We start from the raw sequence: 23,755 nt of genomic DNA, 5'->3' as shown, positions 1-23,755 counted from the left end.
GAAGCGACGCTGAAGGAAGTTTTCCGCCGGCACTCACCACCCCGTCGGGTATTGACAGGCTCCGAAGTCTGCGGTTTCACTTCTCCTCAGCGCCACCGTCCCGCCGATCGGGACGCCAGCCGCCCCTCTCTCCGACGCGAACTGTCAGGGCCCGCCCATCGGCGACACCGGCCCCTGGCTCGACACGCCCACGCGCCGCTCCGACAGTGCATCCCTCTTCCGACGAGGAGTCACCGCATGCCCAGATTCCCGACGAGTCCCGCCCGGCGGGCCCTCGTCGCGCTGCTCACCCTGGCCGCGGCCACCCTCACCGCGGTGACGGTCGCCCCGTCACCGGCACTCGCCGCGCCCACCTTCAAGGCACCGTTCCCCTGCGGGCAGCGGTGGACGTACAGCCACCACAGCGCCGAGGTGCGGCAGGCGCTGGACTTCGTCCGCGCCGACGGCGGTGTCACAGGCGGTACGCCCCAGGTGGCGTCCGCCGCCGGAGTGGCCCGGCGCTACTCGCAGCCCAGCGGCGCCGGCAACTACATCGTCATCGACCACGGCGGCGGGTGGACCACCTACTACTTCCACCTCAGCGCCTACTCGGTGCCCGACGGCGCCTACGTGCAGCAGGGGCAGCAGATCGGGATCACCGGCAGCACCGGCAACTCCTCCGGCGCGCACGTGCACTACGAGCAGCTCTACAACGGCGTCGGCCAGGTCATCTCGATCAACGGCGTCTCGCTCGCGCCGTATCCCGGCCAGTACAACCAGCGGTTCCTGGTCAGCGACAACTGCGGCACGCCACCGCCGCCGCCCGCGCCCCGCTATTTCGGTGGTTCGCCGACGGATTTCACCGGTGACGGCCGGGATGACGTGGTCGCGTTCACCCACGGTGCGCTGGCCGACGCGTATGTGGCCACGTCGACGGGTTCGTCGTTCGCGGGCACGTCGGTGAAGTGGCACGACTGGTTCGCCCTGTCCGGAGAGACCCCCCTGACCGGAGACGTCAACGGCGACGGACGCGACGACGCCATCGTGTTCACCCACGGCACCACCGCCGACGTCCACGTCGCCCTGTCCACCGGCACATCCTTCGCCGCATCCGCGAAATGGCACGACTGGTTCGCCCCCGGCACCGAAGTCCCCGCCGTCGGCGACGTCAACGGCGACGGCCGCGACGACATCATCACCTTCACCCACGACACCGACGCCGACGTCTACGTCGCCCTGTCCACCGGCACCTCCTTCACCGGCACCGCCGTGAAATGGCACGACTACTTCTCCATCGCCGGGGAGTTCCCCGCCCTCGGCGACGTCAACGGCGACGGCCGCGACGACCTCATCACCTTCACCCAAGGCCCCGCCACCGCCGCCGACGTCATCGTCGCCCTGTCCACCGGCAACGGCTTCGGGGCACCGCAGAAATGGCACGACCTGTTCGCCGTCGGCGCCGAGCAGCCCCGGGTGGGCGACATCAACGGCGACGGCCGCGACGACATCGTCACCTTCACCTGCAACACCGACGCCGACGTCTACGCCGCCACCTCCACCGGCACCACCTTCGCCGGAACCACGATCAAGTGGCACGACTTCTTCTGCCTAACCGGCGAGTTCCCCTACCTCGCCGACGCCAACGGCGACGGCAAAGACGACCTCATCGTCTTCACCAAAGGCACCACCAACGACATCTACGTCGCACTCTCCACCGGCACCACATTCGCCCCCAGCACCAAATGGCACGACTACTTCGGCCTCACCAGCGAAACCACACTCTGAGCCCCAGGAGGAACCATGCCGCACGACCGGAACATCTCCCCCACCGTGAGCCGCCGGCGGCTGCTCACCGGCGCCGCCGCGGTCGCGGCGACCGGCGCCCTCGCCGGCGCCTTCACCGCGCCGTCCGCGGCCAGTGCAGCCGTCAACGGGTACGGCCTGCGCATCGTCGACCGCAACGAGAACGGCGGCCGGTTGCAGTACTACCGTTTCGCCACCGACGCGATCGAGTGGGATCCGGCGGTGAACGTGCTGCTGCCCGACGGCTACCACACCAGCCGCAAGCGTTACCCGGTGTTGTATCTGCTGCACGGCGGCAACGCGGACTTCCGCACGTTCCACCTCCAGGACAACATCATCAACCTCACCGCGGGCCGCGAGATCATCGTCGTCATGCCGGACGCCTCCACTGGCTGGTACAGCAACCCGGTCAGCACCAATGTCGGGCCGCGCAACTGGGAGACGTTCCACATCGCCCAGTTGCTCCCCTGGATCGAGGCCAACTTCCGCACATTCCCCGAGTACAACGGCCGCGCCGTGGCCGGCTTCTCGATGGGCGGCTTCGGGGCCCTCAAGTACACGGCGAAGTACTACGGCCACTTCTGCTCGGTCAGCTCCCACTCCGGGCCAGCCAGCCTGCGCCGCGACTTCGGCCTGGTCGTGCACTGGGCGAACATCACCTCGGCCGCGCTCGACCTCGGCGGCGGCACAGTGTACGGCGCGCCCCTGTGGGACGAGGCACGGGTCAGCGCGGACAACCCGATGGAGCGCATCGAGAGCTACCGCAACAAGCGGATCTTCCTGGCGGCCGGCACGTCACCCGACCCGGTCAACTGGTTCGACTCGGTCAACGAGGGCCAGGTACTGGCGGGCCAGCGCGAGTTCCGGCGAGCGCTCAGCCGGGCTGGCATCCCGCACGAGTGGCGCGAGGTGCCGGGCGGCCACTACTTCCGCCACGAACTGTTCGTCCAGGACCTCGCCGGCATGCTCGGCCGGCTGCGCCGCGCCGGCTGACCCACCGGACCTGCGGCGCGTGGCAGGCCGCCACCAATCCGGCGACGGCCTGCCACGCCCGGTCGGCGGACCGCACGCCGCGCGTCCAAGGGGGCTCAGCCCGATCATGAAGTCATCCTCCGCCACCGCGCCGAGGCTACCGACCGCTCAACACGCCTTCTCGACACGGCGGGCCGGGTCGAGAAGTTCCGCGCCAAGTACGCCCGTCGCGAGCCCCGGGAGCCGCGCTGACCGAGGCGCGCATGCTGCTGCGCGCCGGGTACGCGATGCGCGGCGTCCGTCCGTCCACGACGAGGTTGCTGGTCGAGATCGTGGAGAGGTATCCCCGCCCCTGGTACGTGGTCGCGGCTGACGCGACGCCGGCTGGATACTGCCCAGGTGCGGGCTCAGCGGCCGGGACCACCCAGGTCGAGCCGGTCCTCGCGCACCCGGTCGGCCAACTCCAACTTCGTCCGGGTCGGGCGGCCCACCTCGGCATACTTGCGTTTGACCCGTTCCAGATACTCGCGCGCGGTCCCGTAGGCCACGCCCGCGCGGCGCGCGGCGGCCGCCAGGGTGGCCCCGGAGGCGTACGCGGTGAGCACCGCGCGCTCCTGCGGGGACAGCCGCGGCCGGTCGGCGCGGGCGTCGCGGCTGAGTACGAACGCGAGTTCCGGACTGATCGCCGACCCGCCGGACGCCACCTCGCGGACCGCCTCCACCAGCACGTCCAGGGGATGGCTCTTGGTGAGGTAGCCGGCCGCCCCGGCACCGATCGTGGCCAGCACGCCGTCGGCGTCGGGGACCGCCGAGACGACCAGCACCCGCCCGCCGCCGGCCCGGACACGCGCCACGTTGTCCGCCGGGTCGGATCCGTCGCGCAGGTTGAGATCGAGCAGGACCACCCGGGGCGCGTCCGCACCGCCGAGTCGGTCGAGATAGCCGTCGACCGTGGCGGCGACCTGCACCAGGCGGACGTCCTCGACCGGTGCCAGCCAGGTACGCAGCCCGTCGAGCAGCATCCGGTCGTCGTCGATCGCGGCGACAGTGATCATCCGGCCCTCTCACCCAGCCGCCGACGTCCACGCGCCGGGCGGCCAGCTCATCTCGACGGTGGTGCCCTGACCTGCTCCGCTGTCCACCAGCACCTCGCCGCCGGCCTCACCGATCCGCGCGCGCACCGACCGGGACAACCCGAGCCCTGGCCGGATCCGGTCCGGGTCGAAGCCGCGCCCGCGGTCCGCCACCGTGACCCGCAGCCTCGCCGGGTCCGGATCGTCCGTCCCCGCCGCCGGGCCGGCCACCGTCACCAAGGCGGTCGAGGTGCCGCTGTGCCGGATCACGTTGTTGAGCGCCTCCCGGACCGCGCCGGTGAGCGCTCGCACCACGGCCGGCGGCACGTCCGGCGGGACGTCGGTGACCCGCAGGTGCACCCGCAGGCCGGTCGGCGCCAACTCCCGGATGACCGTGGTGAGCTCGCCGACCAGCCGCATTCCGACCGCGGAACCGGCGGACGCGATCAGGCCACGCAGATGGTCGGCGTCAGCGGCGAGTCGACGCCGCACCACCGGATCACCGGTGTCGACCGCGCCACGGGCGACCGCGTCCAGCGTGGACAGCACGGTGTCGTGCAACATGCGGTGCTGCTGTGCCACCTCCGAGGCGTAGGCGGCGTGCGCCGCGATCCGCTGCCCCGCCTCGGCCAACGCCGCCTCCGCCTTCACCGCCCGTACGGTCGCCCGGTCGGCGCGCAGTGCGGCCTGCCGCAGGGCACCGACCACCAGGCCGGCGGCCGCCGGCACACCCACCAGTGCCAGCAGGTTCCCCGCCGCCCCGGACAGCGCCGCCGGACCCAGGGAGACCGTGGCGTGCACCCCGAGCAGGTAGCCGACCGCCAGCGCGGCGTACCAGGCGAGGGCCTGACGACGCGACAGTGCCAGCGCGACGGTCAGGCCCGCGCCGATCGCGGCCGGCAGGGCCGGATGGCTGAACCCGGTGCCGTGGCCCGGCCGGGTGAGCAGGCCGCCGGCCACGAGGGCGACCAGCGCCACCGTCGCGTCCAGCCCGGCGACCCCCCGGCCCACCGCGCCCTGTCCGTGGACCCACACCAGCACGCCGACCACCGCGAGAGTCTGGACCGCGTACACCGTCACCGCCGCCGGCACCGACCGCAGTCCGGCCGTGCCGCCGGTGAGGACCGCGACCGGCCAGGCGGCGACCTGGCAGATCCGCACCACGACGAACAGCCCGATCAGGCCGGTGGTCAGCGGAATCGCCGGGGAAGGGCCGGGACCGGAGCGGGAAGCGGGCGGAGCGACGGCGGCCGTGGCAGTCATGGCACTCAGCATGCCGGACCGGGCCGGACCGCTGTCGGCAGGACTGCCGACAGCAGTTCGTCCGTCGTGCGGGGGTGCGACCGCACCAGGCATGATCGGGACGGCTCCACCGAATCCTGGTACGACCGGAAGGACAGGCAGATGAGATGTCTCCAGCGGAAGCTACCCGCGCTGGCCGGGATCGCGCTGCTGATCGCGGCGCCCGGTTGCGGCAACCCGGCCGTGCCGGTGAGCGGACCGGACAGCGCCACCCCCACGAGCACGGCTGCCCCGGCGAGCCTGCCGGGCAGCGACCAGGGCGACCGGGTCGAGGTGGACGGCCGGACTGTCGCCGGGGTGGCACCGGGGCTCGGGTTCCCCGCCGGCAGCAAGGTCGACACCGCGTTCGGCGACCCTGGCTCGGCCACGGTGATCCTCACCGCTCCTCCGCCCGAGCAGGTGCTCGCCCACTACCGCCAGGCGGGCCCGCCGGCCGGATACCCGGTGGGCACCGACACCGGTCAGACTCTGCACCTCGACGGACGCGGGTGGACCGTCGAGGTCATCGCCACCTCGCGCGACACCACAGTCACGTTCGCCCGCAACCGGCCGGCCGAGCAGTCGACCGCGCCGCCACAGGCGGAGGAGCCGGCGCTGACCGGCCGGGATCTGGGCGTGACGAACCTGCCGTTCAACTTCCGGTTCCCGCCGGGCAGCCAGGTGCGCGACCTCTCCGACACCGCCGCCGGCGCCCGGCTCACCCTGGTCGAGCCCGACCCTCAGCGGGTACTCGCGTTCTACCGCACCGCCCTGCCCCAGGGATTCTTCGACGTCACGGGCGACCGCACGACCGGCGGGACCACCATCATCACGTTCGAGAAGGACGACGGTGAGTGGACCGGCACCATCGAGGCTACGGACGACCGGGTCACCGTCAGCACGGTCCATCGTCGATAGGACGACCCTTCCGGCGGCCGGCACGTTCCCGTCCGACGGGCTTCGACGACGAACCGGGGCGGTGAAGGGCAACCGTCGGTGGCGTCAGCTGCGGGGGCCCGGACCGGCCACCTGCGTACCCTGGTCGCGCCGTACCCATCTGGCATCCTTCCGGGACACCCTGCGATCGACGAGCGCCAGCACCGTTGCGGGCCGGGCGAGGGCGAGGGCGGTTGGTCGAGCCGATGCTCATGCTCTGGCCTGCGAACGATGGCGTCGCCAGACGGCAACAACCCCCCGATGTGAGCCCGATCATCGATGCACGAGCACCCTATCCGACTGGGGAGTCGAGGAGAACTGGAGCGCTCCGGGTACGCGCTGCCCTCGAACCGGCGGCGTTCGCCACCGGTCTGGGTGTCGTGACCGCACCGCACGGCCGGCGCGTCCCGGCCGGACGGGGCAGGTCCGGCCGGGGGTCACCACGGGTTCGCCGGCGCCACCAGCAGCAGGCCGGTCGCGGGCAGCCCGGTGGTACCGCCCGTGGTACGGCCCGCCGTTGTCGCGCCGGCCTGCCGGGGCCGGTTGGCCTCACCCGGCTCGACGGCGTGCCCACGCTCGTCGTCTTCTGATCGTCCGCGGCCGTGGGCCGCTCTGCCTGCTCGGCTCCCCGCTCGCGCCTGTCCAACGTGTGTCATGCCGACTCGACTGTGAGGATGATCGGGTGCTGCCCGGTGCTCGGGTCTGACTCCTCCTCCTGGTCGCCGCCCTGACCGGCCTGGCGTACACCATCACCCCACAGCTGGACCAGGCCCTCTACGGCGACCAGCTGGCCGTGGCCGCCGTCGGCGACCAGCCGACGACCCTCGCCCAACAGGTCACCGCCGCACGGGCCGCGCACCCCGACGGCACCATCGCCACCGTGGCGCCCGGCGCAGGCGACCGGACCACCCAGGTGGTGTTCTCGCTCGAGAAACTCGGCGACAAGCAGCACACCGTCTACGTCGACCCGTACACCGGCGAGGTCACCGGGCAGCTCACCACCTGGTTCGGCTCCACCCCGGCCACCACCTGGCTCGACGACCTGCACCGCAACCTGCACCTCGGCGAGGTCGGCCGGCACTACTCCGAGATCGCCGCCAGCTGGTTGTGGGTCCTCGTGCTCGGCGGCGTCATCCTGTGGTGGCGCCGCCGCAGCGCCACCCGCGCCCGGACGACACACCTGCTCATACCGGACCTGAGCGCCCGCAAGGGAGTCCGGCGTACGCGGGGCTGGCACGCCACCACCGGTGTCTGGCTCGCGGTCGGCCTGCTGTTCCTCTCCGCCACCGGCCTGACCTGGTCCCGGTACGCCGGCGCGAATTTCGGCGCCGGCCTGGACGTCCTGCGCGCCGGCACTCCGGAACTGTCCACCACCCTCGACGGCGTGCCCCCGCCCGCTAGTGGTGGTGGGCACCAGCACGGTGGGGCGGTGACCGGCACGGCGGACAATCCGGCGTCCTTCGACATCGTCCTGACCTCCGCGCGCGGCGCCGGACTCTCGGGGCCGGTGGAGATCAGCCCTGCCGCGGAGTCCGGCCAGGCATGGACCGTCGCCCAGGTCGACAACACCTGGCCGGTCGCGAAGGACCGGATCTCTGTGGACCCCACCACCGGCGGGGTCACCGACCGCAGCGACTTCGCCGACTGGCCGCTCCTCGCGCGGCTCAGCAGCCTCGGCATTCAAGCCCACATGGGAATCCTGTTCGGCCCGGTCAATCAGATCCTGCTCGCCGCGCTCGCTCTCGGCCTGCTCTGCGTCATCGTCTGGGGCTACCGCATGTGGTGGCAGCGCCGCCCCACCCGCGCCGGTCGCCGCGCACCGCTCGGCGCGCCGCCCGCCCGAGGTGGGGTCCGAGGGCTTCCGTGGTGGGCGCTGCCGCTCGGTGGACCGGTCACCGTGGCACTCGGTTGGGTACTGCCCTGGCTTGGCGTCACTCTGCTCGGCTTCCTCTTCATCGACATCGCCCTCGGCATGCTCACCCGTCGGCGCGGTCGGCCGATACCCCGTCTCACCCGCCCCCGGCCGGTAGCTGACCCCGCACCGCTGTCCGGCCGCCACCGCTGCGGGGCGGCCGGACAGCGGTGGTCGCGTGTCGGTCAGCGGGGCCGGGAGCCGGTCACCGGCGGAATGGCCCGGTGATCTCCGAACCGCTCTGTCCGGTGGTCCGCACGAAGACCGAGATCTTGTCGTCGGGCGTGATCATGCAGATCTCCATGTTCCGGCAGTAACAGCAGGGGTCGGCGCGGCACGGACTGCCCGATCCCTCCGGGCGTGCAGGACCCCTTCGGCGGCTCGGCGCGGGCGACAGCGCCGGACGTGACGGTCCACGCCGTCGTGGTCGTGCCGTTCTCGGCCGTCGGCCGGTAGCGCCCAGACTCGACGGGGAGTTCATAGGTGGCACCGCGAATCCGGCTCCTGCCGCGCCGGCCCTAACCTCGACGAGCACCAGCGCCCGAAGGCCCGGTGAGCACCTGGCCCAGCCAGAGCAGGTCCACCTCGCGGCTGATCAGCAGGGGCGCCGCCACCCCGCCCGCGCCCGGGCCGGCCACATCGCAGCTTTTCCCCGGCTGCATCGGTGGACGGCCTGCCGACCCACCGCACACGTACGGCCAAATCTCGCCCTGCCCAGCCTGACCGTTTTCAAGGGCGGAAAGGAGGTTTTACGCTCTCAGATCGATCGGGTTGAGATATAGCACATTGTCGTTTGCCGTTGCATAATGTCCGCTGCACGCATGGTCGCACCATCGGTTTCCGATGCAGCGACGTCGACCGAAGGGAACCGATTCCGTGAAGCAGGACCACTCACCTGTGCTGCCCGGCGACGGCGCCACGGACTATGCGCGCTACATGCGACTGAACACGCTGCTCGCCCTGCAACGACGGCCGGACGAGATGATGCACCGCGACGAGTTGCTCTTCCAGGTGGTGCACCAGTCCACCGAGTTGTGGCTGAAGCTCATCGCCGCCGAGTTGGCCGAGGCGGTCACGCGGCTGCGCGTCGGCGAGCTGGCGGTGACCGAGTCGCTGCTAACCCGGGCGACGTTGGGGATCCGACTGGTCACCGACCAGCTGGAGATGTTCCGGCACCTGTCCCCGGCCGACTTCCAGGCCATGCAACCGGCGCTGGGTAAGGGATCCGGGGCCGAGTCACCCGGATGGCGGCAGGTCCACGCTATGAGCCGGCAGCTCGGCCGGGCGTTCGCCGAGCACCTCGAAGTCCGAGGAATTGAACCGGCCGCACTGGGTCGGCCGGATCCCGCCGACCCCGTCCAGCGGCTCGCCGAGGCGCTCATCGAGTGGGACGAGCGGGTGTCGCTGTGGCGTATGCGGCACTACCGGGTCGCTCTGCGCGTCGGGGGCCACGATCCCGGCGGCGCCGAGGCGACGATGCTCGCCAAGCTCGTCGGGCACCGGTTCTTCCCTGCACTGTGGCGGGCCCGCCTGAAGCCCTCCGACGGATCCGCTAACGAATCACAGGCCGACCAACGTTGACAATCCTCGTTCACCAGTAATTGTCAATTTTTCCTCACCCACCTGCGTAGCGACCGAAATGTCGAGGTGCGGTTTCGTGCGCGAACTGACGAGTTGGCTGTCCGGCGGCGGTCAGACCTGCCGTTTTCCGTACTCCGCCGTGCTGGCGGAGTTTCACCGGGTCGGTAAACACTTCGTCGAAAAGGAAGTGCTGGCTCTGCTCGACCAGGCCCGTACGCAGCTGACGGTGCCGGCGACCGCGCGGGAGCCGCAGGCCCGGCTGCTGGGTGACTTCCTCGACGTCGCGCTCGATAAGTGGGACGGCCGGTACGACTACCGCAGCTATCTTGCGCTGCGGCTGCTCCGGCTGCCCGGCGGGGGCGACGTCGCCGGCCCGTTCGGTGCGCGACGGGACCGGGACCGGCTCCTCGTTCGCCTGGTCGCCGACGTGCTGGCCTTCGAGTTGACCGCCGCCTCCGGTGCCACCGACCTGCTGCCCGAGCGGCGCCCGAGCCGGGACGTGGTGTCCAAGCGCTACCGGCTCGGCGTGCGGGCCGTGTCACCCGCTCTCGCCCGACTGGGCATCGCCGGGATGGTCCCCGGCCGGGAAGCTGTGGCGACCCCGGACGAGCTGCGGGCCGTCGCCGCCGACGCCGATCCCGCCGGCGAGTTGGTCCTGCGGCTGACCATGCTGCCGGTCCATGTGTCGCACGACGAGTACCTGTTCATCCGGGTGCTCCAGTCGTACGAATGCCTCTTCGCGGGGGTCGCCGAGGAGTTGCGCGCCACCATCGCCGCCCTGACCGCCGGCCAGGCGGGGCGGGCGACCGAACGGCTGGCGTACGCCCGACAGCAGCTCACCGCCGCCGGGCCGCTGTTCGCGCTGCTGGCGACGATGCAGCCGGAGGCGTTCCGGACGTTCCGGGAGTACACCGCGGGGGCCAGCGCCATCCAGTCCCGCTCCTACAAGCTCATGGAGTCGCTGTGCCGCACACCCGAGGGGTCGCGATTGGACTCGGCCGCGTACCACCAGGTCCCGGAGGTACGCGAGCTGGTGCACGCCGGCCAGCCGTCGATCGACGACGCGTTCCGGGCGGCGGTGCGTGACGGCCTGCTCGCCGCGCCCGAAGGCGGGCGGGTCGAGGAGGAGATGCGGTCGTTCGCCGCCGCGGTATTCCAGTGGCGGCGCACGCACCACCGGCTCGCGACCCGGATGCTCGGCCCGCGGGCCGGCACCGGCTACACGGAGGGCACGCCCTATCTGGCCGCCGCCCGATCCATCCCGGTCTTCACCTCCGTCGCCTGCGAGCCCCGACCCGTCCCCCATCGAGCCGACCAGAGGCAGCCCTGAGTGAGCCCACCGCACCGGAACTCCGACCTCGATACGCCCGAGTGCCTCGACGCCAGCGCGCACGCCGCACTGCGCGCCGAGTTCCCCCTGCTGAGCACCGGCGTCTACCTGAACAACAACTCGACGGGCGCGGTGCCGCGAGGCGCGGAACAGGTGCTCACCGGCTACTGGCGGACGCTGCGGAACTGGCGGGACGAGGTCTGGCAGGACTGGCACGCCGGCCTCGACCGGTACGCCGACTCCGTCGCCGCGTTCATCGGCGCACCGCCGGGCAGCGTGGTCACCGACGCGAACCTGAGCACGCTGCTCGCCCGGGTAGCGTCCTGTTTCGACTATCGTCCGCCGCGGAACCGGATCGTCACCACCGATCTGGAGTATCCGACGGTGCCGTTCATCTGGAACGCGTTCCGTCGGTACGGCGCCCGGCTCGACGTGGTCGGCTCGGGCAGCCCGCGGTTCGACGAGGACGCCGTCGAGGCACGGATCGACGAACGCACGCTGCTGGTGTGCATCCCGCACGCCAGCTTCTCCTCGGGGGCCACCGTCGACCTGCCCCGGCTGGTGCGGCGCGCCCACGACGTCGGCGCGCTGGTGGTCGTTGATGCCTTCCAGAGCGTAGGGGTCATGCCCATGGACGTGACGGCGCTCGGCGTCGACGTGGTTCTCGGCGGCGCGCACAAGTGGCTCTGCGGAGTCGGCACTGCCTTCCTCTACGTGCGCCCGGGTCTGGTGCCGCAGCTGGAGCCAGCGGCGACCGGCTGGCAGGCCGGTGACCGGGCCTTCACATTCCAGCCGTCGACAGGCTGGGCCGGTGGGGCCCGACGGTTCGCCGGCGGGACGCCGTTCCCCCTGACCTCGTTGATCTCCCAGGTCGGCCTGGATCTGCTGGCCGGGGTAGGTGCCGGCCCGATTCGACGGCACTCGCTCGCCTGCACCCAACGGATCCTGGAGCGGGCCGCGGTGGCTGGCATCGACGTGGTCAGCCCGACCGAGCCGCACCGGCGCGGTGGCGTCGTGTGCCTGGACGTCGCCGACGGCGAGGCGGTCAAGCGGCGGTTGGTCGCTCGCGACATGGTCTGCAGCTGGCGGGGCTACCTGCGGGTCGGCCCGCACGTCTACAACACCCTCGACGAGATCGACACGTTCATGGACGCCCTGGAAGAGGAGCTGAAACGGTGAAGGTCACGCTGTCCCCACGCGCGCTGATGAGTCTGCTCGCCAACGGGCCGAAGGCCATGGACGTGCTGGAGACCGCGCTCGGCACGGGTCTGCTCGACGCCTTGGAGCCCGGGCCGGCGAGCCTCGGTGAGCTGGCCGCCCGCTTCGACGTGCGGCCCCTGCGGCTCTACAAGTTCCTCGACTGCTTGGAAAGCCTCGGTGTCGTTGAGCGCAGCGAGCCAGGTGACGACATCGCGATGGCAACGTACCGTGCGGTACCCGGCCTCCGGGATGCCGTCATGGCGGTCGTCGGCCCCGGTGCTGTCGAACGTGACCGGGACCGTTACCCCTGGCGGTTGCTGCACGGCCGGCTGGCCGAGAGCCTGCGCGGCGAGGTGAGCATGAGCGACGACGACTTCGCCTGGCCCCCGAAGACCGACGAACAGACCGCCGACTTCGAGCGCAGCATGGCCGTCGGTCTCGGTCCGGTGATCGAGACGATGCATCGCAACGCCAGCCGGCTGTGGTCGGACCGGCGCCGTCTGCTGGACATCGGCGGGGGTGACGGCACGCTCGCCGCGCACATCCTCGACGACGCGCCTGGGCTACGGGTCGACGTGTACAACCTGCCGGCCGTGGCTCCGCTGGTGGAGGCGACCCGGACCCGCACCGGGCATGTCGACAGGCTGGGTTTCGTCGGCGGCGACTTCTTCGCCGAGCCGCTGCCCTCGGGCTACGACGCCATGGCATTCGTCCGGGTGCTGCACGACTGGCCGAACGACGTCGCCCGCCGGCTGGTCGAGAAGGCGTACGCGGCCCTCGAACCGGGCGGGCTGCTGGTGATCTGCGAGGAGTTCCGCACCCCAGACCGCCTGGCGATGCAGTTCTTCTGGAGCTACTTCCTCATCGGGGTCGACAGTTGCGTCAGTCGGCTGCGGGAGGTGGAGTTCTACACCAGTCTGCTCAAGGAGGTCGGCTTCGACCGGGTGGCCGTGCTGCCCGGCGGCTGGGAGCTGGCCTGCGGGCACAAGCCGGTGGCCGAAGCGTGACCCGCCCAGCCGGCGTGACGATGCGGGCGTGGCCGCACCCGCCGCAAGTCGTCCCGGGCTCACCGTTGCCGGCCGGCGCGCCCGTCCCTGCGGCCGTGACGGCCGATCCGTCCGGCGCATCGGTGCGGAGCTCGGCGTCGCGCACCGCCCACCGTGTCGCCGTCGGTCAGACACGTCCCAGCGCTGTGCGGCACCAGCGACTCCGGCAATACACCTAGGTGAGCGCGTGCACCAGTGCGGTCGCCGCTCCGGCCAGGAGGGCCACACCCGTGCCGGCACCGACGACGGCGCTGGGGGTGAAGTCGCACCGTCGGGCGACAGGGACGCTGACGAGCGCGACCAGGGTGACGAGCGCGGCCCAGATCGCGAGGGCCGGATACCCCAGAAGCGGCGCTAGGGGGAAGAAGTGCAGGCCGACTATCAGGGCGATCCAAACCGGAACCAGGGAGGTGCGGCCGGCGCGCCGGAGCCAGATCGCGCCGACGGCACAGAGGACCACCTCGATCAGGACGATCACCCCGAAGACCGGCCCCGTCCTCTCGTCCACGGAACTGCCCTTGTCCCAGGTGCGTGCGGTGACGATGCCGCCGATGATCGCTGCGACCAGAGACAACACCGAACCGATGCCGAGCCACGGACGCCACGCCTTGGGCGGTGCCTCCTGCGCCCAGCCGAACCAGACGATCCCGAAGACCCCGAAAATCGCGGCGGTGGCCGCGGCGTTGGCCGCGAATTCAGCATCCATCGGCGCAGTCTAGTGCCCCGTCTTTGAACGTTGATCGTGCAATCCATCGGTTCTGAGGACGGATCGGGCAGGCTGTCTCCCAGCACTCGTCAGGGGAGGTGGTGGCCGGTGGGTAGACGGCCGGAGGTGTTCGTCCGGCAGGTGTCGATGGCCGAGGGTCAACGGTTGCAGCGGATCACCCGCACGGCGAAGGACCCGGTGAAGCTGCGTAGGGCGATCGTGGTGCTGATGTCCGCCCAGGGCCAGCCGGCCCCGGACATCGCCCACCTGCTCAAGGCCACCGAGGACTACGTGCGGGACGTGATCCACGCGTTCAACGAGCGGGGGTTCGACGCGCTGGACCCAAAATGGAACGGGGGCGCACCGAGACGGATCGATGAGCAGACCCGTGACTGGATCTGCGTCATCGCCCGGTGCGACCCCCGGTTCCTCGGCCGACCGTTCTCGTGCTGGTCCCTGGCCAAGCTGCGCGACTACCTGATCGACGCCGGCTACGTGGCGACGATCAGCGCCGAGACCATTCGGCGGATCCTGCACGAGCGTGGCGTGTCGTGGCAGGCAACCAAGACGTGGAAGGCCAGCAACGACCCCGACTTCACGTACAGGACGCTGCACCGACTCTGACCTGCGGAAACGAGAAGATGCAGGCAGGGATGGGTGCAGTTGCATGCGGTCGGGTGCCGTTCGGTGCGGTTGACGGCCGTTCAGTGCACCCTGTTGCTCCCAACCTGCTCCCCCGATCCCGGGCCCGTGACCGGGCTGCCGCAGCCAGGGCGAGACGGGCCGTCCTACAGGTCGTTCGTCAGATACCGTGGCCGCTTACCCGAGCGGCCCTGGCTGGCGTCGGCGCCTGGCCAGCCACCGTGGGCTCAGTCGCTCCCGACCCCCTCTCACAGCCCGCTCATCAACCGCACATGCTCAGGAATGCCACCCCCTATCAGCGGCAGACCCGAATGCCAGCGCCTGCCACCGACGATGCCGCTGATGATGGGGGTCGTACAGAAAGTCAGGGACCTTGTCGGAACCCTAGCTCAGGTCAAGACATCCGCAGGGTGTACCGGCATACTTGCCTGATGTCGAGGACCGCGGCCCACCGACGGGCAACTGCGGCACTAGTCGCTCTATCCGTGCTGGTTGCCGCAGCGCTGGCGATTGTCACGAACTATGCCACCGAGTTGCAGCCTTCCTGGCTCAAGGATCGCCCAGCGGCAACCTGGAGTGTTCTGCTGGTTCTTGTCGTCCTGAGCGCGTGGCTGACAATGAGCTTAGCAAATACCGACGGATCCGCAGGCGGGGCACCGAAGCGCCAGTGGCTAATATTTCACCACCGCAACGCGCGATTGGTGCGCTGTCTCGCTTGCGGCAAGGACCGCATCGGGACCCTCCAGGCGGGTGAGAGTGGTTCCTGGAAATGCGAGAAATGCGGACGAACGTCGATCGTCAGCGTGGATTCGTCAGCACGGCTGACGATCGAGACTTCTGCCTACGGCAAGGTCCGAATCACGCAGCGGGCCTCGTTCCGCGGCCTGCTGACCAAGGTCTATCAGACCGAAGTGCTGGAGCAGCCGGATTCGATAGCTAACGCCCATCGCGACGCCGCCGACAGACCAGGCGCAACATCCATCAGCCTCGCTATCGATGGGATGTACAAACGCGAGTTCCGGACGGCCTTCGTTAGAGGGCTGCTGCGCGACCGCAGGAGGAGCGTTGTCCTCTGGAGCGTCGCCCTTGCCTTCCTAGTACCGTGGGGACGGCCGCATAGCCTGCTGGAGTTCTCCTGGCACGTGGCGCTGGGCTTCGGGGTCTGTGTCGTCCTTGGTTTCGGCCGCCTCTGGCTTGCTGGCCGGCACACCTTCAACCGATGGACGCGTTCCAGGGAAGCCCTGTACTGCTGGCTTCAGCGCCCCGAGGGCCTCGCCTTGGCCGTGGTGATGGGACCATCTCCCTGGCACTTCGAGGCGCTTCGTGTTCTTGGCGGCCGGGAGGCTCGGATGCTGAGCGTCGAGCTCATGATTGACGTATGCCGTTACGCTGACCGTAACGAACTGACGCTATCAATTCACGCCAGTGACCCGGATTGGCTGATCGAAGAAATGCGATTCAAGCGAGTACCCGAACAGTTAAAGCCTGGCTTCACCACCTTGGCAAGGGAGCCATCCAGCAAAGTGCCGGGATCGAGGGACGGCCGCTCGAAGAAAAAACGAGCGAAAGGATCAAGGTAGGAAGCCAACGGCCACGTCCGGCAGGGTGACCATCTGCCGCAACGGTGCGATATTCGACTGAAAACATGCCATCTTGATTCATTGACACAGTCATGCGGATCTCGGCGAAACCGATCCGCCCGTCTTCCGACACCCGGCCGGTCGTGAACGCGTCGGTCACGGCCACGACGTGCTCTACCCTCCGCCAGTCGCGCAAGCGTCGCCTCGACGCTGCGCCCGGGGCTTCGTGGGGTGGCGATCAGATGCCTTCCTCGGTCACCTCGATGCCGTACGCCTCGGCCCACTGGACGATCTCGGACTGGCGGCTGGAATTCCAGTAACTTCGGCGGATCCGACCGTCCCGCGTCAGCTGGCCCATCTCCGGTACGCCGAACGCCTGGCCCAGCTCGTCCAGCAGCAGTGCCGCAGCTTCGATGAGAGCTGGGCCGGGCTGCGCCAGGTCGTCGACGGCGGCAGCGGCTTCGGCCGGGTCGACCCTGACCTGGTACTGCTCGCCAGTGCGGGTCTCCCCCATGCCGTAGAAGCGGGTGTGGCCGATCGTGGTTGGCCGCGATTCTCCAACCGGATGCAGCTGGGCCCGGATCAGGGCGGTGCCGCCGGCTGCGGCCCGGTCGCGAGCGTGCCGACCGAGCTGGAGAAGTCCGGAAACGATACCTGCGGCGATCCCCTCGTCGGTGACCACTTGGCGCCCAGAGTCGTCAGGCTCGCCCCCGCGCTGCGCCGTAGCTCTCCGCGACCCTAGGTTGGAGACCCCCAACGCGAAGGCCCCGGAGCCGTCCGTGTGCAGCTCCAGCGAGACGAACCGGGACTCGGCTGCGTAGTTGCTCGTCCCGTCAGCCAGGAGTCGCCGGCGTCCGACACGCGTCCGGTTGATCCCGACGCCCTCGTTGGTGATAGTCGGCCTGCGCCTGATCTCCATCTCCCAGGCCTTGAACGCGTCCTGGACGATCATGTCGCCGGGCAGGTCGGGCACCAGCGACACAATCACCCAGGCGTAGTTGTCGTCGATGGCGAGCCTGCTGATCGCCTCCCGCTCGACCTCGACGATCCGCTGGCCCTGCCGCTGCGCGCTGGCGAACCGGTTGCGATAGGCGGTGGCGACCTCGGGCTCGGACAGGTAGCGAGTCGTGGCACCGTTGCGTACGGGGAAGCGTAGGCCGTCGTTGATCAGCACGGCGTGCGGTGCGCCAGGGCTGCGGGGTACTGCCACGACGATAAAGCCCTGCTGGGTGTCGTCGTCGCCGGCGCCGGTTGCCGGCTCGGGCACGGTGAGGATATCTACTACCGGCATCGGCGCGACGAGCGACGCGATCGACTGGCGCATCCGGGCCACCTCGGCATCGGAGATGGCGACACCCGGCGCCTTCGTGGCACGGGCTTGGTCGTCCTCCTCGACTCCCAGGATAATTACCCCTCCCCCGGTGTTTGCCAGGGCGGCGACATCTCCTGCGAGCGCCCGCTTCTCCTGGTCCTTCCCGCCGTACAGCGTCTGCTTGAAGTCCAGGTCGAAGGCTTCCTGCACGCCGGCGGTCACCAGCGCGTGGATGTGGTGCGAGGCGAGGGTGTCCAGCGCCGTGCCGAAGATGGACTCTAGGCGCCGAGATCGAAGGGCAACCATGTGTACTTCCTGCCGGGGAGGAGGTTAGAGGACTGCGAGCTATTCTGCCTGGCGCGACCACCTCCGACCCGCACCTTGCCGCGCTGGCCGGCGAGTAAGGGCCGTTCAGTCGGTGCGGCCCGGAAGCACATCGAGCTCCGCCAGATTCCTCCGCTGGCCGCCTAATCTCACCGGGCCGTCGCCGATCGGCTGGAACGGCGCGACGTGTAGGAGACAGGGGCGTGAATAGGGGGAACGTGTCGAGGCTCGAGCGGTCGCCGCGCCGGTGGCGGGGACTGGCAGCGGCTGTCGCTGTCGCCGGCGGGGCGGGACTGGTTGCCGCTCACAGCCCGGCCTGGGCGGTGGGAATCGGAATGGCTGCCGCCGTACTCGCCGCAGCCGCCGAGGTTTTGCGCCGGTAGGCCGCCGCAATGCACCTCGGAAGCGCCAACTGGGTGGAACGGTCAGCTCAGCGGGCGAGCCTGGCGACTTTCCGCATTCCGCACGTGGCGTGCGGTACGGCTCCCAGTGAGGCAGGTCCTCATCGGCGGCACCCGGCCGGCAAGCCGCCTCGTGATCGACGCTGCCCTCCCTTCGCCCGGGTGCCATACTCGGCGACGTGAGCTCGCCGGTGGAAACCTTCGCCGGACTGCTCGATCGCTCCATCCGAGATCGCCGCCCTGGCCATCGACGCTCGGGCCGCCAGTGCTGACGCCTTCGGAAACGCCGAAGTGGTCTCCGTTGAGGAAGCCATGTTCACAGCGTTGCTCGCGGGATCCGGTCTCGGCGGGCGGGAATCCAGACCGACGCCACCAGGATGCAAAGCCAGAGCCGCAGATCGATGCCGCCCGGTCTCGTGATTGGCGTCTCGACGGGCCTCAGGTCGATAGCGGGCACCAGCCAGGCAGGGAGCAGGGAACCCTGACCACTTCGGTCTTCTCTGGGAGGTCACGCTAGGCGCTTGCCCACATCGCCGCAGGTGAAGCCATCCGCTCTTCCCGGCATGGGTGAGCACTTCGGGTGCGGTGACCACTTCGACAACCTGCACCCAATCTGCACCCACCTGTAAGGTGCGAGCCGCCATAAGCCCTTTACCGGCCTGACCTGCGGACACTCCCCCACCAGGCGATATTGAGTGCCGTTGACTGCTGTTCGCTGCCGTTGAGTGCAGTTGTGTGAAGCAGGACGCCGCACCGACTCTGACCTGCGAAAATGAGAACCGGCAGGTCAGCGTGGGTGCAGTTGAGCGCCGTTCAGTGCGGTTGGCGGCTGTTCAATGCCGTTCACTGCATCCGTCTGCTCCCAGCCTGCTCCCCCAATCTCCGGGCTCGAGGCCGGCGCATCTTGTCGGCGGTCGCGGTCCATATCGCGCAGGCCGGTGCCCGGGTTGATACTGGACGCGCGGTGCCGAGTCCTCAGCTGTGACGGTTGCCGCCTCGCTTGCACCGGGTCCCTCAGCTCCCAGACCGCTCCCTCCGGGCGCGCCAGCCAGGCGCACCCGCGTAAACGGCACCCCAGCTCGCGCATGTCGAATCGCACGCCGAGTGTTGTTGCTGTGCCGAGTCCCTCGTCGACCGTTTGCGCTAGAGCTGTCGCCTGCAAGTTCTGAGCACGTCGGCCAGCGGGGCCGTCCGCGACCTTGGGCTACTGTTGTCAACGCCGAGCCTGGCGACCCGCCTCGTCTGGACCGATTGCTGCAGCCGTCTACGTCGGTAGCCGTCACTGTCGAGAGCCGGCCAGGGCAACCAACGGGCGCTCAACGACGTACGCCCGCCTTCCAGCTCGCGAGGTCCGCAAGCAGCTCCTCGTAGCGTTCTGATGCGAGAACCGTACCGCCGTCGCGAAGGCGGTTTACGCCAGCGCGGCGCCTCCGGACCGGCGTCCGAACCTTGGTTCCGTCGCACAGCTGCAACCACAGCCGCTCCCGCACCAGCCAATCGGGACCACTGTGGAACCCTCGAACCTGCTCCCACACGATCGTGCGCGTCCGCCACAGCCAGCGCACCCGAACCCCCGATCGACTGACCACGAGCGCAGTACGGTGAAACCGCCATGCGAAGGTGAGCCATACCGCCGCGAATCCAGCGAATGCCAACACCGCAGCCAACCGAACCTGCTGCCAGTGAGCGGCCACCTGAAAAGCAACAAACGCGAAGAGCAACGTACCGAGCACCGCCAATGTGCCGGTGAAGAGCCGCATCGGATCTTCATACGGCCGGGTCCAGGACAACACGTCGCCATCATGACAGCCCAATCCAGCCGCCCGACGCCTGACCGATACCGGCGCTCGCGCCGCCAGCAGGCCAAGGTCGACCGGAATCACCATGCCATCGGGGCTTGAACCTAGCAACGTCGGTTTGAAGCCGAGGTGGACTTACCACCAAGATTCACCTCGCCTGCGACGGCCTCGGCCGGACCCTGGCGTTTGTGCTCTCTGGGGCAACGTCGACGACTGAGGTGGTTGCCGTTGACGACCCCGCCCCTGGGGGCGGGGCGCTGTCCGGCCCGCCACGTCACCGGACCTCGATACTGTCGCCGGCCTCGCCCGCGGGTCCGCCGGGCTGGTCCGCCACCAGGGCACCGAGCAGCACCTCGACACCTGGATCAACCGCGCCCGCCACGCCGGATGCCCCGAATCCGCGGCTTCGCCACCGGCCTGGATCACCGCAACACCCCCCAACAGCTCTCGGCGCCGGCACCGCCAGCGAAACCGGATGGCAACGTGTGGCGGTGCCCGCGCATCATGACCGGGTGGACGCCCGACGAGCGATCGCTCTGATCGATGACCTTCGGTCATTCGTCGATAGCCGCCGCGCGGAGGTGGCCCGTACGAGCGCTGCCGGCGTCGAGCTTCTTACCCGCTACCGGGATCGTCGGCTGGACGAGCTGTGGCTGGACCACGACCTGGGCGGCGACGACACCATCTGGCCGGTGGTAGAGGTCCTGGAACAGGCCGCCTTCGACGACCGCCCCTTCAACATCGGTGTGGTCGTCGTCCATTCCGCCAACCCGGGCGGTGCCGCGAGAATCGCGCTTGTCCTGAGGCGCTGGGGTTACCGGGTCCGCGTCGCGTCGGGTTGCTCAGACGTCGGCTACGACAAAGGTCCCCCGGCGAGCTGATCGATCCGGCCACGCCGTCGCGTACAGTCGTTCTTCATCTGTGGCGGATCCGGAACACTTATCGAGCCCTGGATCTCAGCTACCGACACATCCAACCTGCGTGCCGGGTTACGCGAGCATGCCGGGATACGCGGGCAGCACCGCGGTCGACGCACAGTTCGCTGGTCTCGTGATCGATCCAGTAGCTCTGCCCGGCGCCGATGAAAGTGGGCTGCCGCAGGTAGAACCAGCAACCCACCACGTTGACGAGGATCAGCCGGCCGGCAGTCACGCGCTCAACCATCCCGCATCTCCCTCAAGCGCCATCGCACCGCACCTACTTGATCAGCGTACGCCGACCTACAGCCCCCGAGGTGAACGCTTCTCGGCGTGAGTAGACGTCCCCGTTCGTGGCGCTCTTCTTCGGCGTACTCACGTAAGGTATTGCGCAGCTGGTGTTGCTGGGCAGTTGCTTCGCGCTGTCCGGACGGCTTGGCCGTGGGTCATCGTCTGGCCTCGTGGCTGGCTGGATATTGGGACTGGCCACGAGCCTGTACTACCTGTGCGGCGGGTTCGGCACCTAACGAATGCCCGGCCAGCTGCACGCCATCACAGCACCACTTGACAGCTATAGAAGCATCTCACTGCACCGGTGACGCTGGGGCATAGTCTGGGGCGTTGTCCGCTCACGTCCTGGATTGTCCCACCAGCACCTAATACTACAGCCGGGGATTGTGATCACGGTTCGGTGAGGGCTTGCCGGGCGTAGTGGCTGGTCATGGCTCGTGCTTGGTGACGGCGTCGGCGTACCGACCAGAGCAGTGGGTCGCAGCGGCGGCGGGTGGGTCGATGATCAGGATGTTGAACAGGTGACGTAGTTCGTTGACGGTCAGCGCGATCAGCCCGGCCGGGTCGGGACGGCTGCGGTGTGTGGTCGCGGCGGCGAGGAAGGTGTGGGCGAGGATCGCCAGGGTGCTCCAGCGGTGCCAGGGCGTCCAGCGGCGGTGTTGGTGCTGGTCCAGGCCGAGTCCGGTCTTCGCGGCTTGGAACGACTCTTCGATCTTCCAGCGGCGGCCGGCGACCAGGACGAGGCTGCGTAGCGGGACGACCTCGGGTGCTCAGCAGCGGTAGAAGGCCAGCTCACCATTCCTACGGTTGCGGCGGATCAGCAGCCAGTGGTGCCCGCCGTGGGCGTCGGCGGCGTGGGGCAGGGCGGTGAAGGACCAGCCGTAGTAGCGATAGCCTTTCGCGCCCCTGCCGGCGGACACCCGCTGCCAGGCGGTGGCGGGAAGGCAGGCGGCGAGGGCGTCAACGCGGTAGCCGCCAAGGCCGGTGATCACCTGATGAGAGCAGGCCACGGCCAAGACGTAGCCCCGTCGCATCTGACGGAGTTGGGCTGCCAGGCGCGGATCGTTGCCGTAGGCCTCGTCGCCGGCCACCCATCGACACGGCAGCCCGGCGGTGACCGCTGTGGCGATCATCCGAGACGCCAGCTGCGGCTTGGTCGCGAACCGCACCTGCTGCGGGACACCGGCTTCGGCGCGGCGTTCGGCGTCGTCGCACCAGGGATTTGGCGAGGTAGAGCGCCGTGTCGAGCATCGCATGACCAGCATCGGTGGCGTAGACGAGGTGCACGGCGACCTGACAGTTCTCGATCTTGCCGGCTGTGCCCGAATACTGCCGCTGCACGCCGACGGTGTGCCGCCCTTCTTCAGATCACCCGTCTCGTCGATGACCAAGACGGCCTCGGCATCACCGAGGTGGTCGCCGACGAACTCACGGACATCGGCGCGGACATCGGCATCGTCCCACTTCACCCGGGTCAGCAGGTCCTGCATCCCGTCCGGACCCGTGTCACCGGCATGCTCCGCGATCGTCCAGCAGTTCTTCCGCGGCAACGGCGCCAGCAAGCCCCGGACGAAGTCACGCACCCGACGACGCGGCTCCGGCCTGCGGAAACGTTGCCCGACCGTCAGCATCAGGTCGTCGAACAACACCCGCCACCGCTGGGCGTCTACCCTGTATCCGGCAGCCACCGCTGCATCATGGTCAGTCCACACAACCGCCCATGATCGACGGTGGCTGCCCTCATTCCCTCACCGCATCGAACCGCAGCTCAGCCAAGGTCAACAACCCCGGCTGGAGTACTAACCTCGGTCTTTCGCTAATTGTTGATCAAGGCTTGTCGGCGTCCTGTTGATCTTCTCGGGATGGCCCGTGGTGGTGTGGGCATGGTGGTGGCCCGGCGCGTGGCCGGGTTCCTCCGAGGGTGCTCGGCGGGTCGGGGTGTCGGGTTCAGGTGATCGGTCGGGGTAGCGCGGCGAGGCGGTTGAACGCTGTGACGAGGTCGTCGGCCCAGGGCCAGTGCTGGGCGATGCGTAGCCGGGTCTGGCGGGCCGAGCGGGTGAGTCGGGCGGCGACGTGGAGTAGCCGGTAGCGCAGCTTCTTGGGTTCGGCTGCGGCAAGTTCGCCGTCCAGAAGTAGCAGTTGGGTCCAGGCGAGCAGGTCGATGCCGGTGAGGGCGACTTCCAGCCAGGCGGCGTTGATGGCGAACACGCGGGAGGGGAATCGGCCGAAGCCGGTGTCCTTGCCGCAGCGGATGCGGTCCTCGACGCGGGCGTGACCGCGGTGGCGGGCCTCCAGGTACTGGATGGCGCCGTGGCCGGGTGGGGTGTCGGTGGCCAGGACCTGGTGTCGCATGCCTTCGATGCTGTCGAACAGGCTCAGTTGCGCGCCGGGATGCGGCCGTTCGCGGCGCACGATGAACCGGGTTCCGGCCGGGAAGCCGTCGGCGGGGACCAGGCCGGTCAGTTCGGCCACGTGGGCGCCGTCGCGGGGTTCGCCGTCGGTGTCGAGGGCGGGCACCCACGTGCCGTGCTGTTTGGCGTGCAGGATCGCCTGCCGGATCGGTTCGGTGATGGCGACTCCGACGGAGAACGTGGTGTCCACTGCCTGCTTGCGCAGGTCGCGGATGTGCGCGAGGAGCCCTTGGGTGCAGCCGGCCGAGTCGGTGCGGAT

Annotated in this window: 18 protein-coding genes and 2 pseudogenes; 12 read left to right on the top strand and 8 right to left on the bottom strand. The window is 69.5% G+C overall.

The annotated features are described in order from the left end of the window. The first annotated feature begins 237 nt into the window (after positions 1-237). The 3 genes and pseudogenes from A4R25_RS30925 to A4R25_RS32185 form a co-directional block, all read left to right on the top strand. Positions 238-1,764 (top strand): VCBS repeat domain-containing M23 family metallopeptidase, encoded by a 1,527-nt coding sequence (locus A4R25_RS30925; RefSeq protein ID WP_197494995.1) that lies wholly within the window; start codon positions 238-240, stop codon positions 1,762-1,764. Between the two features lie 15 nt (positions 1,765-1,779). Further along, positions 1,780-2,775: an alpha/beta hydrolase family protein gene (locus tag A4R25_RS29265; protein ID WP_043325481.1), complete on the top strand. Its 996-nt coding sequence runs from the start codon at positions 1,780-1,782 to the stop codon at positions 2,773-2,775. Between the two features lie 153 nt (positions 2,776-2,928). Further along, positions 2,929-3,006: pseudogene (locus A4R25_RS32185) on the top strand (50S ribosomal protein L31); the annotation flags it as partial. 155 nt (positions 3,007-3,161) lie between these two features. Here the strand turns inward: A4R25_RS32185 and A4R25_RS29260 are convergent. Both A4R25_RS29260 and A4R25_RS29255 read right to left on the bottom strand, forming a co-directional pair. Beyond that, positions 3,162-3,809: a response regulator gene (locus tag A4R25_RS29260; protein WP_064448774.1), complete on the bottom strand. Its 648-nt coding sequence runs from the start codon at positions 3,807-3,809 to the stop codon at positions 3,162-3,164. Positions 3,810-3,818: 9 nt separating this feature from the next. After that, entirely contained in the window at positions 3,819-5,090 is a 1,272-nt protein-coding gene (locus A4R25_RS29255; protein ID WP_041784246.1) for a sensor histidine kinase, read from the bottom strand. Positions 5,091-5,231: 141 nt separating this feature from the next. Between A4R25_RS29255 and A4R25_RS29250 the strand changes: the two genes are divergently transcribed. The 6 genes from A4R25_RS29250 (at position 5,232) to A4R25_RS29225 (ending at position 13,074) form a co-directional block, all read left to right on the top strand. After that, a complete protein-coding gene (locus tag A4R25_RS29250) occupies positions 5,232-6,026 on the top strand; it encodes a hypothetical protein (protein ID WP_013476112.1) in 795 nt (264 codons plus the stop codon). A 733-nt stretch (positions 6,027-6,759) separates the two neighbouring features. Then, a complete protein-coding gene (locus tag A4R25_RS29245) occupies positions 6,760-8,184 on the top strand; it encodes a PepSY domain-containing protein (RefSeq protein ID WP_082931186.1) in 1,425 nt (474 codons plus the stop codon). Positions 8,185-8,832: 648 nt separating this feature from the next. Continuing rightward, complete coding sequence (locus A4R25_RS29240; RefSeq protein ID WP_030274719.1) at positions 8,833-9,537, top strand: tryptophan 2,3-dioxygenase family protein; 705 nt, start codon at positions 8,833-8,835, stop codon at positions 9,535-9,537. A gap of 58 nt (positions 9,538-9,595) precedes the next feature. After that, positions 9,596-10,867: a tryptophan 2,3-dioxygenase family protein gene (locus A4R25_RS29235; protein WP_049800115.1), complete on the top strand. Its 1,272-nt coding sequence runs from the start codon at positions 9,596-9,598 to the stop codon at positions 10,865-10,867. Next, positions 10,868-12,046, top strand: coding sequence for an aminotransferase class V-fold PLP-dependent enzyme (locus tag A4R25_RS29230; RefSeq protein WP_043325486.1), 1,179 nt, complete (start codon positions 10,868-10,870; stop codon positions 12,044-12,046). Beyond that, on the top strand, positions 12,043-13,074 hold the full coding sequence (locus tag A4R25_RS29225) for a methyltransferase (RefSeq protein ID WP_030274725.1): 1,032 nt from the start codon (positions 12,043-12,045) through the stop codon (positions 13,072-13,074). The genes A4R25_RS29230 and A4R25_RS29225 overlap by 4 nt, the downstream gene beginning before the upstream one ends. 214 nt (positions 13,075-13,288) lie before the next feature. Here the strand turns inward: A4R25_RS29225 and A4R25_RS29220 are convergent, their stop codons facing one another. Further along, complete coding sequence (locus tag A4R25_RS29220) at positions 13,289-13,819, bottom strand: hypothetical protein (protein WP_047890634.1); 531 nt, start codon at positions 13,817-13,819, stop codon at positions 13,289-13,291. 108 nt (positions 13,820-13,927) lie between these two features. Between A4R25_RS29220 and A4R25_RS29215 the strand changes: the two genes are divergently transcribed. Together A4R25_RS29215 and A4R25_RS31310 are read left to right on the top strand one after the other, a co-directional pair. Then, positions 13,928-14,443: a helix-turn-helix domain-containing protein gene (locus A4R25_RS29215; RefSeq protein ID WP_082931185.1), complete on the top strand. Its 516-nt coding sequence runs from the start codon at positions 13,928-13,930 to the stop codon at positions 14,441-14,443. A gap of 503 nt (positions 14,444-14,946) precedes the next feature. Continuing rightward, positions 14,947-16,041, top strand: coding sequence for a hypothetical protein (locus tag A4R25_RS31310; RefSeq protein WP_157539195.1), 1,095 nt, complete (start codon positions 14,947-14,949; stop codon positions 16,039-16,041). Positions 16,042-16,279: 238 nt separating this feature from the next. Here A4R25_RS31310 and A4R25_RS29210 read toward each other — a convergent pair whose 3' ends face one another. Then, positions 16,280-17,659 carry a helix-turn-helix domain-containing protein gene (locus A4R25_RS29210; RefSeq protein ID WP_064448773.1) on the bottom strand — a complete coding sequence of 460 codons (1,380 nt, stop codon included), beginning with the start codon at positions 17,657-17,659 and terminating at the stop codon, positions 16,280-16,282. A gap of 1,735 nt (positions 17,660-19,394) precedes the next feature. Continuing rightward, complete coding sequence (locus A4R25_RS29205) at positions 19,395-19,964, bottom strand: hypothetical protein (protein ID WP_231915663.1); 570 nt, start codon at positions 19,962-19,964, stop codon at positions 19,395-19,397. Between the two features lie 425 nt (positions 19,965-20,389). On the opposite strand from A4R25_RS29205, the gene A4R25_RS29200 reads away from it, so the two are divergent. Further along, positions 20,390-20,758: a cyclic-phosphate processing receiver domain-containing protein gene (locus tag A4R25_RS29200; protein WP_064448787.1), complete on the top strand. Its 369-nt coding sequence runs from the start codon at positions 20,390-20,392 to the stop codon at positions 20,756-20,758. Between the two features lie 79 nt (positions 20,759-20,837). Here A4R25_RS29200 and A4R25_RS31300 read toward each other — a convergent pair whose 3' ends face one another. From A4R25_RS31300 to A4R25_RS29190, 3 genes and pseudogenes are all read right to left on the bottom strand, one after another. After that, positions 20,838-21,041: a hypothetical protein gene (locus A4R25_RS31300; RefSeq protein WP_157539193.1), complete on the bottom strand. Its 204-nt coding sequence runs from the start codon at positions 21,039-21,041 to the stop codon at positions 20,838-20,840. A gap of 434 nt (positions 21,042-21,475) precedes the next feature. After that, positions 21,476-22,716 (bottom strand): annotated as a pseudogene (locus A4R25_RS29195) (IS701 family transposase). 316 nt (positions 22,717-23,032) lie between these two features. Further along, positions 23,033-23,755, bottom strand: a 723-nt coding sequence (locus A4R25_RS29190; protein ID WP_197494994.1) for a transposase, incomplete at its 5' end; no start/stop codon positions are given.

The organism is Micromonospora sp. NBRC 110037 (assembly GCF_001652995.1).
Classification (GTDB): domain Bacteria; phylum Actinomycetota; class Actinomycetes; order Mycobacteriales; family Micromonosporaceae; genus Micromonospora; species Micromonospora chalcea.
Note: the sequence above shows the minus strand (reverse complement) of the source record. Positions and strands in the feature narration are given on the sequence as shown.